The organism is Proteus mirabilis ATCC 29906 (genome assembly GCF_000160755.1).
GTDB lineage: Bacteria > Pseudomonadota > Gammaproteobacteria > Enterobacterales > Enterobacteriaceae > Proteus > Proteus mirabilis.
The window spans coordinates 1,000,880-1,013,888 of record NZ_GG668576.1; the positions used below are offsets into that span (position 1 = coordinate 1,000,880).

A 13,009-nucleotide genomic window follows, 5' to 3' on the forward strand; every position below is an offset into this window, starting at 1 on the left:
TGTTTTGCGTTATTGCTGACGTTCTAAATGCCATTGCAACGCACTTTTAACCATTAATGTAATAATTGCCATCATGGCAAGTAATGCTGCTGCCGTAAAAGCCCCCACAGTGTTGTAGTCTTGGTGCAAAAGTTCGACCTGTAAAGGCAGTGAATAGGTTTCTCCACGAATAGCCCCCGAGACAACAGAGACGGCACCAAATTCCCCTATAGCACGTGCATTTGTTAAAACCACACCGTAGAGCAATGCCCAACGAATATTAGGTAATGTCACTCGCCAAAACATTTTCCAACTACTGGCACCTAATAACACAGCGGCTTCATCCTCTTGGCTTCCTTGGCTCATCATCACCGGGACAAGCTCTCTCACGACAAAAGGACAAGTGACAAATACCGTCACTAATACCATACCGGGCCAAGAGAACATTAACTGAATATCGAATTGTTCCAACCACTGCCCTGCCCAACCATTGCTACCATAAAAAAGCAGATAGAGCAGTCCCGCAACGACAGGAGATACCGCAAATGGGATATCAATCAGCGTCATTAACCACTGACGCCCCGGAAAACGAAAACGCGTAACAAGCCACGCCATACTAATACCAAACAACATATTTATCGGTACAGTAATTAAAGCGATAAGTAGCGTAAGCCAAACAGCATGTAACATATCGCTATCTAGCAAGTTGTCGGTAAATATTTCTATGCCTTTTGAAAACGCAGTCATAAAGATCCACGCAATAGGCACCACTAAAAATAAAATGGATAACACAACGCCTGTAAGGATCAATCCCCATTTTACCCAATCAATTTGGCGACGATAAAGAGAGCGTTGTTGCGCTATATCCGACATTAGTGCCCCCTTAATCGCTTGCCAAAGCGACTTTGTAATCCATTAATTGAAAACAGTAAGACTAATGAAACCAATAAAATAACAGAAGCGACCGCGCTGGCTGCAGGATAATCAAACTCCTGTAATCGAATAAATATCATCAAAGAAACCACTTCGGTCTGCCATGCAATATTGCCAGCAATAAAAATAACAGCACCAAATTCCCCTAAACTACGCGTAAAAGAGAGCGCAGTACCGGCTAATAACGCCGGAGACAATTCAGGTAACACAACTTTACGGAACGTTTGCCAACGGTTTGCCCCTAATGTTTCAGCCGCTTCTTCATATTCAGGGCCTAACTCTTCTAAAACAGGTTGCACTGTTCTGACCACAAACGGCAAACTAGTAAAAGACATCGCCACAGCAATACCAATCCATGTATTGATCACCTTGATATCAAACTTATCTAACACCAAGCCATACCATCCTTGTGTAGAAAACAACGTTGCTAAGGTTAATCCCGCTACCGCTGTAGGTAAGGCAAAAGGTAAATCCATTAATCCATCAAGAAACTTTCTGCCGGGGAAACGATAGCGCGTAATGATCCACGCTAATAACATGCCAAAAATAGCATTAAAAATACTTGCAACACCGGCTGACAACAAAGTGACTTTATACGCTGCCACAATTTGAGGGTGGGTTATCACCGCCCAATATTGTGCCCAACTCATTTCAGATAACTGCACAACCAGCGCACTCATAGGTAGCAATAAGATCAAACAAGTATAAAAAAGCGTACTACCTAAACTAAGCCCAAATCCGGGTAATACTCGCTTGCTGGCTGTGGCAAACATTATTGGCGTCCTTCTAATAATAATTTATCTAGCGTGCCATCTGTAGCAAAATGCGTTTTCATCACTTGGTTCCAATCACCAAACACATCTTCAATGGTAAATAATGAAGTGGCTGGAAATTGATCTGCTTTTTTCGCCATCACCGCTTTATCATTTACGCGATAGTTAAATTGTGTGATGATCTCCTGAGCTCTCGGGCTATATAAATAATTTAGGTAAGCTTTGGCGAGGGTTTCTGTTTTATTGCGTTGCACATTTTTATCAATCCATGCCACAGGAAACTCCGCTAAAATATCTACAGGAGGGACAATAACTTGATAATCATCTTCACCATATTGCTGGCGAATATTATTTACTTCAGACTCAAAACTAATTAAAACATCACCAAGTCCACGTTCAATAAATGAGGTCGTTGCCCCCCGTCCCCCGGTATCAAATACCGCAACATTTTTAAGTAACTTTGTCATAGCATCACGGGTTTGCGCTTCATTTCCATAAGCTTTTTCAAACGCTCCCCATGCGGCTAAATAGGTATAACGACCGTTACCTGATGTTTTTGGGTTAGGGAAAACCACTTTGACATCTTCACGGGTCAAATCTTGCCAAGAAGTGATATTTTTAGGATTTCCTTTACGAACCAAATAGGCCATTGTGGAATAATAAGGTGAGCTATTATTAGGTAGACGTTGTTGCCAATCAGCAGGAATAAGCTTGCCTTTATCATGCAAAATTTGTACATCCGTCACCTGGTTATAAGTGACAACATCCGCAGGTAAACCTTGTAATATGGCTAATGCTTGTTTAGAAGAGCCAGCATGGGACTGTTTGATAGTGACTTTGTCATCAGGATGTTGAGCATCCCATTGAGTTTTAAAATCACTATTAAGCTGTGTAAATAACTCGCGAGCAATATCGTAAGAGCTATTAAGTAATTGAGCTGCATTTGCATAACTACTCGCAACCAAAGACAATGCAACGGTTGCCTGTAATGCAAAAGTTCGGATTGTTTTGTTCTTCATTATAGTACCCATCAGCGTAAGTCTTATTCTAATGGTTACTCTATCGGCTTTATTTATAACAGTGTAGTTAGCTTTTGTTATTTGATATAACTAATAGCTATTATAAATGGATAAAGAGTGAGATTGCCCAAATAAATAAGCATCATAATGATTTAACTGAAAATAATTCAACATTGAGATATCGAGAAACAACCTCGTCAAAATAAAAACGCCAGCATAGTAAATGATACTGGCGTGGCAAAATAGTAGTGTAACGCTAAGACTTACAGAGCGGCTAATACTTCATAAGAAGGAGCGAAATAGTAGCTACCTGTCACAGGTTTACTCATACGCAGTAAATCATCGTATTTACCATCAACTTCACCAAACATACTGAGTAATTGCTGTTCAATATTATATAAACGGCCACAGTAGGCTAAGAAATAGAGGCCATGTTTACCACTAGCAGTTCCATAAGGTAAGCTATGACGCAAAATCGCTAACTCTTCACCATTTTCTTCAATAGCAACACGGGATACATGAGAGGTAATATTGCGTTCTGATTCATCCAACTCAATGCTCTCTTTTTTAGTACGACCAATCATTTTTTCTTGATCTGATTCACTAAAACGCGCCCATTTTTTTAGGTTATGCTCATAGCGTTGAACCAAAACATAGCTACCACCAGCATCAATACCTTCATTAATTAAAGCAACACCATAGCGCTCGTCACCAACTGGATTTTCTGAGCCGTCAATAAAACCACTAAGATCACGCTCTTCAATCCAGCGGAAACCGTGGATCTCTTCTTCTATTTGGAGCACGTTACCAAAAGCAGCTATTGCAGCTTGCGCTAATGAGAAATTCACATCATGACGCATGGATTGGATATGGATAAGCATATCGCGCTGAGTCGCAGGAGCTAACCCTTTGCCTAATGGACGAAATGGCTTTAACTCTGGCGCACTATTGTTATCTGATAATTTTTTCCAAAGATCTGAACCAAAAGCTACCACGGCACCTAATGAAGCATCAGGATACTGTTTTTGTAATTCGCTAAGGGATTGCATAAATTGTTGGCAGCCTTGACGTAGTTGATCAATTTCCCCCACCACCATTGCTTCAATAAATAGACCGAATTTACTATGTGCGACTAAAATACCGCTTTGTGCATGAGACATATTGCTTCCCTAATAAATAATAAAAAACATATAAATTAATGTGGTTTATTATATCCAACATTTATTTTTAGGCTTTGCTATTTAACAAATTTTTGTTAGCAGAAAAGGTAAATATAAAATTATTTTATTAATAACACTTAAAAATAACCTATTTTTGCCAAACAATTTGTGTTACCTGCCAATTTGCTAATGTTTCATCGGGTGGCATTAGACCATCAGGGCCATCCCATTGCCCAGCAAAAACATAGCTCACTGATTTTGCTTGTTCTGATTGGCATTGAATGGTTTTTTGTTTATCGACTTTCGGCCCGTTACTGCACATACCAAATGCTTTTTTATAAATATCTTTAAATGGTGTACCTATTGTCGTTCCCCACGCTGTTTTCGCATTAGGATCAGATACCGTGATTTTATCTACTGTGCCCTTTTCTTTGCCATAAAAAGCCACTTGTACTTTTTCATCTTCAAGTGCTTGCACAATAACTATAATATTGCCTTGTTGCATTTCCATTCCTTGTCGGTAATGGAAACGGCTACCCAACTCTTTTTCGATCGCTTGCTCTGTCACTGCCGTTGAAGCAGTGATATTACCTAATCCATTTGCAGAAACCGTTAACGTCTCATTTGAGAACCAATTCATTGGATTAAGTGCAGAAAAAGACATTCCCCCCATGGATGAACAGCCACTTAATAGCAAGACACTTGTGCTTAAGCACAAGGGTAACCAAAATTTAGGCATTATAAATACTCCATTTCACTTTTTCGTTATAAATTCAATTGATGCTAAGGCAACAAGTTTTTACTCGCGTTAAACTAAAATAACTGAATACTTCAGACTAGTTACGACCATAACTCAGCCAAGTTTGTTCCCTTAAATCGACAATATCAGATTTTATCCAGTAAATAAGCAAGGTTAAGTTCTTTTTTATCGAGGCAACATCATGATAGGAAAGAAAGTACAAAAAAAGAAAATCCTCTCTATTAACCGATTAAAATTATCTTAACAGTCAATAAAAGAGGATTTAGCGAAGAATTAAAGATCGAAGTCCTGATCGATAATTAGGCGTTTAGTGTAAGCCGTATTCTCTTGATTTTGATCTTCATAGAGAAGCTTTTCAAACATACAAATAGTGGCATCGTTCTCTTCGGGGATCATTAAAGTAATTTGTGGACACCCTTTTGCAATGAGTTTTTTCTCTAGCCGAGAGATTAGTGCATTGGCAATTCCTCTACCGCGAAACTCAGGATGAACGCCCAAATAGTAAAGCGAGCCACGATGACCATCATAGCCTCCCATTACACTACCGACTATTTCGCCAGCAACCTCTGCGATTAAAAAGAGATCGGGGGAGTGGTTAATCTTTCGTTCAATATCAATTTCAGGATCATTTTCTGGTGAGATCAAGTCGCAACGTTCCCAAAGTGTAATGATTGCCTCAAAATCATCTTGACGGAATACACGTATTTCCATTGTTTTGCCTGTTATCTTTCACAAGTTACTAAATTTATTATCCCTTGTTTACTTTATCAATCAACTTCAAAATGAGAGCATAGGTCATATCGCGTTCCATTTTTAATAAATATGATAAAAACTGTAGGTTATTATGAGTTTACCTGATATTCATCGTGTGCAATCATTTTTTTTGTCGTTGCAAGATAGTATTTGCCATGCTATTGAAAATATAGACCAAAAAGCAACCTTTCAGCAAGATAATTGGCAAAGAGAAGCTGGCGGTGGTGGTCGTACTCGAGTGCTCACCCAAGGTGCTATTTTTGAACAAGCGGGTGTTAATTTTTCCCATGTTTATGGAGATGCCTTACCTGCATCAGCCACGGCTCATCGCCCTGAATTAAGCGGTCGTCGTTTTCAAGCAATGGGCGTTTCATTAGTTATTCACCCTCTTAATCCCTATATTCCTACTTCACATGCAAATGTTCGTTTTTTTATTGCTGAAAAAGAGGGAGAAGATCCTGTATGGTGGTTTGGTGGAGGCTTTGACTTAACGCCTTATTATGGATTTGAAGAAGATGTTATCCATTGGCATAAAGTTGCTAAATCTGTGTGTGATCCCTTTAGCCAAAATTATTATGCTCGATATAAAAAATGGTGTGATGACTATTTTTATTTAAAACATCGTAACGAACCGCGTGGTGTTGGTGGTCTATTTTTTGATGACTTAAATACTCCTGATTTCGATCACTGTTTTGAATTTGTACAACATGTCGGGCAGGGTTATCTGGATGCCTACTTGCCGATTGTCGAAAAACGCAAATCTATACCCTGGGGAGAGCGTGAACGCCAATTCCAACTTTATCGCCGTGGCCGTTATGTCGAGTTTAATTTGGTTTGGGATAGAGGCACGCTATTTGGTTTACAAAGTGGCGGACGTACTGAATCCATTTTAATGTCAATGCCACCATTAGTGCGCTTTGCATATGATTATCGCCCTGAACCTAATACTCCCGAAGCTAAGCTGTATACTGATTTTTTAATTCACAAAGAGTGGGTATAGCAGTTACTGACGCATTAAAACTAAAGCCATTTATTTATTATAATTGGCTTTAGTTTGGTAAAAATTACTGCTTTATTAATTAGTCATTAAATAAAAAGGCGAGTAATCCAGTCACTTTATTTTTATTTTCCCACCCCTCTCCTCTCATACAAATATCAAAATACTGTTTACGCTCTGCTTCATTGGCATCATAACGAGAATAGGAATGATAATTTGAATTAGGAATAGTAACTTCTTTACCATCTACTGTTATCGTTGAAGAAGAAGGATAGCTATAATTTGGCGTTGAACTCAAATAATGCTCAGGGTAGCGTTGTTTTGCTTCTTGCATACATAGATTTTTAGCGATATCTAAAGGTGTGGGATTTTTCATATTTACTTGCCATTTTTCTGGCGTAGCACAGCCAGAAAGTAAAAAAATAGCAAAAGCCATAGTTATTTTTTTCAAAGTAAAAAACTCATTAATACGAATAGTAATCAGTTACAATTTAACTGTTTTTTGAAAAAAATAATTAATTTTTGCTTAAATTGTTTCGATTTCTTTTATGAAAGTATGAAGAATTCATCAATAATCAATAAAAAAACTGAGTCCGGTGAAACGAACTCAGTTTTTATTCTACATTTAACTGGCTATTTAATTTATTTTGATTTCTTTAAATGAGCCATTAAACGCTTACGTTTACGTATTTGCGAAGCTGTTAATTTATTTTTCTTATCCGCATAAGGGTTTTCCCCTTCTTTAAATTGAATACGGATAGGAGTTCCCATCACTTGTAGTGTGCGACGGAAATAATTCATTAAATAGCGTTTATAGCTATCAGGTAAATCAGACACTTGGTTACCATGAATAACCACGACAGGTGGATTATATCCCCCAGCATGGGCATATTTCATTTTTACACGGCGTCCACGAATAAGAGGGGGTTGGTGATCATCCTCTGCCATCTTCATTATGCGCGTCAACATTGATGTACCAACACGACGTGTCGCGCAAGTATAGGCTTCTTGAATCGACTCAAACAGATTACCAACACCACTACCATGTAATGCCGAGATAAAATGAACGCGGGCAAAATCAACAAAACCTAATTTGAGATCAAGCATATCTTTAACTTGTTCGCGATCTTCTTGGGTCATACCATCCCATTTATTGACAGCAATAACTAAAGAGCGTCCAGAATTAAGAATATAACCTAATAAAGAGAGATCTTGATCTGAAATCCCCTCACGAGCATCAATAACAAGTAGTGCAACATTACAATCTTCAATCGCTTGTAATGTTTTGATCACTGAGAATTTTTCTACCGTTTCTTTTACTTTTCCGCGTTTACGAACGCCAGCGGTATCAATAAGGATATACTCCTTACCATCACGCTCCATCGGTATGTAAATACTATCACGGGTAGTGCCTGGCATATCGTAAACTACAACACGCTCTTCACCTAACATACGGTTAGTCAGAGTTGATTTACCTACATTAGGGCGGCCTACAATAGCTAATTTAACAGGAAGTGTTGTCGGATCGAAATCATCCTCTTCTTCCTCTTCTTCTTGCTCTTTCTGCTCTGCTTCTAAAGCAGCCCAATAAGCGGCATTCTCTTCTTCTTCTGTTAATTCTTTCTCTTCTTCGACGACTTTACCCACAATAGGTAACAACGCTTGCTCAATCAGTTGAGAAACACCACGACCATGTGAGGCAGCAATAGGGAATATTTCCCCTAATCCTAAAGAGTAGAAATCAGCCAAAGCGGTATCAATATCGATACCATCTGTTTTATTCGCCACTAAATAGGTTTTTTTCTCAACACCACGCAAGTGTTTAGCAATACCTTGGTCGGCTGGCATTAATCCTGCTCGCGCATCGACTAAAAATAGCACAATATCGGCTTCTTGAATGGCTTGCAGTGATTGTGATGCCATATGGGTTTCTACACCCTCTTCTGCACCATCAATACCACCAGTATCAATGATAATAAATTCTTCACCGTCTAATTCTGCACGACCATATTTACGGTCACGGGTAAGTCCAGGAAAATCCGCAACTAATGCGTCTCTTGTGCGTGTTAGTCGGTTAAATAATGTGGATTTTCCCACATTAGGGCGCCCTACTAAGGCAATAACGGGTATCATTTTTTGATGCCTCATAAAAATACAATCATAAATCTGATGGTATTTTACATGTAAATACTAAAAAGACGAAACGGCTCCTTTAAAGGAGCCGTAAAATAATTATATTTGTCAGTGCTTAATTACCGACGATATAGATAAAGTTTACCGTCACGTGCTTGGATCATCAGTTTATCTTGAACAGCCTGTGGACGGCTTAATAAACCTGAGCTATTTACTTTATTTTGAGCAATAAATTTGCCTGTACTGGTATCAATCCAATGGAGATAGCCTTCTGCATCTCCCACCACTAAATAACCATCAACGATAGCCGGGGCGGTTAAATTACGGTGCAGTAGGTCTTCTTGTGTCCATAATGTCACACCATCAGATTTGCGCACAGCTAAAACTCGGTCATTTTGGTCAACAAGGTATAGATTGTCACCCAAAAGTACCATGTCATTAACTGAACCTAAATCACGTTTCCAGATGATCTGTCCTGAACGCATATCTAGACTGACTAAATTACCGTTGTAAGCCATGGCATAAACAGTATTTTCATCAATAATTGGCGTAATATCGACATCATTTAAGCGGCTGATCTCAGTAGAGCCTTTCACTTGTGAAATATTTTGCTGCCAAACTAATTGCCCTTGAGATAACACCACCGCACTAACACGGCCATTATCAGCGCCCACAATCGCTGCACCATAAGCAACAGCCGGTGCTGATTCACCACGTACGGATAATGATGGTGTATCTAAGTTGACCGTCCATGATACTTCACCTGTCAGCAAATCAAGCCCTTGCAACATACCGTTACTGGTATGAATAAGCACTAAACCATCACTAACAACAGGTTTGGAAATCGCTTCTCCGGCAACATCTGTTTCCCAATCAATAGAGCCATCATCTGTATTTAAAGCATACACTTTTGCTTTTTCTGTGCCGACAAAAACACGAGTACCAGAGACGGTTAAACCACCGGAAAGTAATGCTGATTCATTAGAGGAGAAGAAACCTTTTTTAGTTGAGAGATCTTGAGACCAAATCTCTTTACCCGTTTCTAATTCTAATGCTTTAACTACCCCATGGCGATCAGCGACATACACAACTGAACCATCCCATGCTGGTGACAAGTGGGAATAGTATTTTCCAATACCATTGCCAACCGATTTGTCCCACACCACATAAGGGGTAAATTGGCTCTGCACCTCAGGCAATGGAGACATTGTCACATTATCCTGCTCACTAGAACACCCAGCTAATAATGCTGATGCTAGTAGACCGATCAGGAGAGTTTTACGCAGTTGCATGTCTGAAGATCCCTTTAATTGGATAAATTATTGAGTTTAAGTTCAACCAATGAGCGAATAGCGCCTGCATTTTCATCATTCAATGCATTACGATAAGCGGCGGCTGCACCTGCGTTATCGCCTTTTTTCGCTAATACATCACCACGGATATAATTTTTCATTCCATCCCATGCTTTACTTTTCACTTGCTCTAATGAAATTAACGCAGCATCAGTTTTATCTAATGCCAGTTGCACACGTGCTAAGCGAAGGTTAAGCATATCTGCAAATGCTTCATTCTTTACCATAGATATTGCTTTAGTCAGGTGAGTTTCACCTTTGGCTAAATCGTTGGCATCAATCGCTAATTGAGCTAACTCTAAAGAGGCTAAAGCACCATAAATATCGTTAGTTTCAGAAACAAATTTTTCGGCTAATGCGATATTTTCAGGCGTTGGTTTCGTTAATGCTTCATTTATTGTTGCAAATTCACCCGCACTTTCTTGTAGACGGTTGGCTTGATGTGATTGCCAATATTTCCAACCCCAAATTCCACCCACGCCAATGACAATAGCGAGAATGATCGTTAAACCATAATTTTTTAAAAACTGTTTAATTGCATCAACTTGTTCGTTTTCGGTGCTATAAACTTCCACAAGTCTCTCCTTAACCTAATAACAGCGTCAATTGTTGGGCCAGTTCGCTACGCGATACAATGGTCTGTTCACCTGAACGTAAATCTTTCACGGCTACTGTGCCAGCGTTAATTTCATCTTCACCTAAAATTAACGCGATTTTAGCACCATGTTTATCAGCACGTCCTAATTGCTTTTTAAAATTGCCTTTACCGTGATTGGTCATTAAGCGCAATGTAGGTAATTGATCACGGATTTCTTCTGCCAGCATTAATGCTGCACTTTGGCTATTATCACCAAAAGACGCAAGGTAAACATCAGCGACATGAGTATCAGCAACAAACTCAGGATTAACCGCTTGAACTAATAAGATCATGCGCTCCATCCCCATGGCAAAACCGACCGCAGGCGTTGGGTGTCCACCTAATTGTTTCACTAATCCATCATAGCGACCACCCGCACATACCGTTCCTTGTGAACCTAATGCACTGGTTACCCATTCAAAAACAGTACGGTTATAATAATCTAAGCCTCGGACTAAACGCTGATTAACACGATAAGTAATACCTACAGCATCAAGTAATGCACATAAACCATCAAAGTGTTCTCTTGATTCGTCATCAAGATAATCGAAAAGTTCAGGCGCATCATTCAATAAAGTCTGAATTTCAGGATTTTTAGAGTCTAAAACACGTAATGGGTTAGAATACATACGACGTTTGCAATCTTCATCTAATTGATCAACGTGTTGCTCTAAAAATGCGACTAATGCTTCACGGTATTTTGCCCGCGCTTCGAGTGAACCAATAGAGTTCAGTTCTAAAGTCACGTGCTCTGCAATACCTAACGCCTTCCACCAGCGTGCCGTTAACATAATCAGTTCAGCATCAATATCAGGCCCTTGTAGGCCAAATACTTCTGCACCTAATTGGTGAAATTGGCGATAACGACCTTTTTGAGGGCGTTCATAACGGAACATTGGCCCTAAATACCATAAGCGTTGCTCTTGGTTATAAAGTAAACCATGTTCAATTCCTGCGCGGACACAACCTGCGGTATTTTCAGGACGTAAGGTTAAGCTTTGTGCGTCTTCACCTCGATCGGTAAAAGTATACATTTCTTTTTCAACAACATCGGTCACTTCACCAATTGCTCGCTGAAATAGAGGGGTATGCTCTACGATAGGTGTTCTAATTTCACTAAAACCATAACCGGCTAAAATTTGTTTTAGCGTATTTTCGATTTTCTGCCATACCCGCGTATCAGCAGGTAGGTAGTCATTCATACCACGAATGGCTTGGATTTTTTGTGCCACTTTTTTTCTCTAATAGTTATTAATTGATCAATAAACTGATTATAGAAGCGAAAACAATCAGTATTCAATGTGAAATCAAAAGTAATACAGGCTCATTAGTTAATGAGCCTGTTAATTGCGTATTATTTATCCAATTGATTTATATTAATTCGGAGGTTGCCGTCAAGCATTGCCGCTTTTGTACGGATTTTCGCCTCTAATAAATCAATCATATTACTATTATCAAGACGCTCTTTCTGTCTTACACCGTCTTCATAAAAACCACTGCGCGTTTTAGCTCCGGTTACACCTAGTGTAGAAACTTCGGCTTCACCAGGACCATTAACCACACAGCCAATAATAGAAACATCCATTGGTGTAATGATATCTTCAAGACGTTGTTCTAATTCATTAACTGTACCAATAACATCAAACTCTTGACGAGAGCATGTTGGGCAAGCAATAAAATTGATACCACGAGAGCGAATACGTAATGATTTTAAGATATCAAAGCCAACTTTTACTTCTTCAACCGGATCTGCGGCTAAAGAGATACGTAAAGTATCACCGATACCTTCTGATAGAAGGATCCCAAGGCCAATAGCTGATTTCACTGATCCAGCTCTTGCACCACCAGCTTCTGTGATCCCTAAATGTAAAGGCTGATCAATTTTTTTCGCTAATAAACGATAAGAATCAACAGCAAGGAAAACGTCAGAAGCTTTTACACTGACTTTAAACTGATCGAAGTTCAATTTATCTAAGATATCAACGTGGCGCATAGCCGATTCAACTAGCGCTTCGGGGGTTGGCTCACCATACTTTTCTTGAATATCTTTCTCTAGTGACCCCCCATTCACACCAATACGAATGGGAATATTGCGATCCCGGGCACAATCGACAACTTGACGAATACGCTCTTCATTACCAATATTACCAGGATTAATACGTAAACAATCGACACCATATTCAGCAACTTTAAGTGCAATACGATAATCAAAATGAATATCAGCGACCAAAGGTACTTTCACTTGTTGCTTAATTAGTTTGAATGCTTCAGCCGCATCCATAGTTGGTACAGAAACACGTACAATATCCACCCCAACACGTTCCAGAGACTTAATCTGGTTTACAGTCGCTTCAACGTCTGTTGTTCGTGTGTTCGTCATCGACTGTACCGCGATAGGAGCCCCATCGCCAATAGGTACATTACCAACATAAATTCGCGTCGATTTACGACGAATAATAGGTGATTCTTTATGCATTGATTAATTCTCCCATGCTTCCATGCTTGCTCAAATG

General features: G+C 39.4%; 13 protein-coding genes. 1 reads left to right on the forward strand and 12 read right to left on the reverse strand.

Annotated elements, in window-relative coordinates:
* Positions 1-9: 9 nt before the first annotated feature.
* From cysW to HMPREF0693_RS04665, 6 genes are all read right to left on the reverse strand, one after another.
* Complete coding sequence (gene cysW, locus HMPREF0693_RS04640; RefSeq protein WP_004243804.1) at positions 10-852, reverse strand: sulfate/thiosulfate ABC transporter permease CysW; 843 nt, start codon at positions 850-852, stop codon at positions 10-12.
* Entirely contained in the window at positions 852-1,685 is an 834-nt protein-coding gene (gene cysT, locus HMPREF0693_RS04645) for a sulfate/thiosulfate ABC transporter permease CysT (RefSeq protein ID WP_004243805.1), read from the reverse strand. The genes cysW and cysT overlap by 1 nt, the downstream gene beginning before the upstream one ends.
* Positions 1,685-2,716: a thiosulfate ABC transporter substrate-binding protein CysP gene (gene cysP, locus HMPREF0693_RS04650; RefSeq protein WP_004243806.1), complete on the reverse strand. Its 1,032-nt coding sequence runs from the start codon at positions 2,714-2,716 to the stop codon at positions 1,685-1,687. Before cysP ends, cysT begins: the two co-directional genes overlap by 1 nt.
* A gap of 251 nt (positions 2,717-2,967) precedes the next feature.
* Positions 2,968-3,864: a Dyp-type peroxidase gene (locus HMPREF0693_RS04655; RefSeq protein ID WP_004243807.1), complete on the reverse strand. Its 897-nt coding sequence runs from the start codon at positions 3,862-3,864 to the stop codon at positions 2,968-2,970.
* Positions 3,865-4,012: 148 nt separating this feature from the next.
* Positions 4,013-4,603 carry an RpoE-regulated lipoprotein gene (locus HMPREF0693_RS04660; protein WP_004243808.1) on the reverse strand — a complete coding sequence of 197 codons (591 nt, stop codon included), beginning with the start codon at positions 4,601-4,603 and terminating at the stop codon, positions 4,013-4,015.
* A gap of 294 nt (positions 4,604-4,897) precedes the next feature.
* The gene (locus HMPREF0693_RS04665) at positions 4,898-5,335 is read right to left on the reverse strand and encodes a GNAT family acetyltransferase (RefSeq protein ID WP_004243811.1); all 438 of its coding nucleotides are present in this window, start codon (positions 5,333-5,335) and stop codon (positions 4,898-4,900) included.
* A gap of 133 nt (positions 5,336-5,468) precedes the next feature.
* Here HMPREF0693_RS04665 and hemF point away from each other — a divergent pair, with 133 nt between their 5' ends.
* Positions 5,469-6,377: an oxygen-dependent coproporphyrinogen oxidase gene (hemF, locus tag HMPREF0693_RS04670; protein WP_004243812.1), complete on the forward strand. Its 909-nt coding sequence runs from the start codon at positions 5,469-5,471 to the stop codon at positions 6,375-6,377.
* 79 nt (positions 6,378-6,456) lie between these two features.
* On the opposite strand, the gene HMPREF0693_RS04675 is transcribed toward hemF, so the two are convergent.
* From HMPREF0693_RS04675 to ispG, 6 genes are all read right to left on the reverse strand, one after another.
* A complete protein-coding gene (locus HMPREF0693_RS04675; protein ID WP_004243814.1) occupies positions 6,457-6,825 on the reverse strand; it encodes a hypothetical protein in 369 nt (122 codons plus the stop codon).
* Between the two features lie 191 nt (positions 6,826-7,016).
* Positions 7,017-8,507, reverse strand: coding sequence for a ribosome biogenesis GTPase Der (gene der / locus HMPREF0693_RS04680; protein WP_004248431.1), 1,491 nt, complete (start codon positions 8,505-8,507; stop codon positions 7,017-7,019).
* Positions 8,508-8,626: 119 nt separating this feature from the next.
* Entirely contained in the window at positions 8,627-9,799 is a 1,173-nt protein-coding gene (bamB, locus tag HMPREF0693_RS04685; RefSeq protein ID WP_004243816.1) for an outer membrane protein assembly factor BamB, read from the reverse strand.
* A 14-nt stretch (positions 9,800-9,813) separates the two neighbouring features.
* The gene (locus HMPREF0693_RS04690; RefSeq protein ID WP_004243818.1) at positions 9,814-10,434 is read right to left on the reverse strand and encodes a YfgM family protein; all 621 of its coding nucleotides are present in this window, start codon (positions 10,432-10,434) and stop codon (positions 9,814-9,816) included.
* A 10-nt stretch (positions 10,435-10,444) separates the two neighbouring features.
* Positions 10,445-11,728 (reverse strand): histidine--tRNA ligase, encoded by a 1,284-nt coding sequence (gene hisS / locus HMPREF0693_RS04695; RefSeq protein ID WP_004243819.1) that lies wholly within the window; start codon positions 11,726-11,728, stop codon positions 10,445-10,447.
* A gap of 122 nt (positions 11,729-11,850) precedes the next feature.
* Positions 11,851-12,972 carry a flavodoxin-dependent (E)-4-hydroxy-3-methylbut-2-enyl-diphosphate synthase gene (gene ispG, locus HMPREF0693_RS04700; protein ID WP_004243820.1) on the reverse strand — a complete coding sequence of 374 codons (1,122 nt, stop codon included), beginning with the start codon at positions 12,970-12,972 and terminating at the stop codon, positions 11,851-11,853.
* Between the last annotated feature and the right edge of the window lie 37 nt (positions 12,973-13,009).

Coding starts and splice junctions, on each gene's coding strand:
- HMPREF0693_RS04660 (WP_004243808.1), bottom strand. CDS start 4,603: ATGCCTAAATTTTGGTTACCCTTGTGCTTAAGCACAAGTGTCTTGCTA.
- HMPREF0693_RS04665 (WP_004243811.1), bottom strand. CDS start 5,335: ATGGAAATACGTGTATTCCGTCAAGATGATTTTGAGGCAATCATTACA.
- cysW (WP_004243804.1), bottom strand. CDS start 852: ATGTCGGATATAGCGCAACAACGCTCTCTTTATCGTCGCCAAATTGAT.
- cysT (WP_004243805.1), bottom strand. CDS start 1,685: ATGTTTGCCACAGCCAGCAAGCGAGTATTACCCGGATTTGGGCTTAGT.
- hemF (WP_004243812.1), top strand. CDS start 5,469: ATGAGTTTACCTGATATTCATCGTGTGCAATCATTTTTTTTGTCGTTG.
- cysP (WP_004243806.1), bottom strand. CDS start 2,716: ATGGGTACTATAATGAAGAACAAAACAATCCGAACTTTTGCATTACAG.
- bamB (WP_004243816.1), bottom strand. CDS start 9,799: ATGCAACTGCGTAAAACTCTCCTGATCGGTCTACTAGCATCAGCATTA.
- HMPREF0693_RS04655 (WP_004243807.1), bottom strand. CDS start 3,864: ATGTCTCATGCACAAAGCGGTATTTTAGTCGCACATAGTAAATTCGGT.
- der (WP_004248431.1), bottom strand. CDS start 8,507: ATGATACCCGTTATTGCCTTAGTAGGGCGCCCTAATGTGGGAAAATCC.
- ispG (WP_004243820.1), bottom strand. CDS start 12,972: ATGCATAAAGAATCACCTATTATTCGTCGTAAATCGACGCGAATTTAT.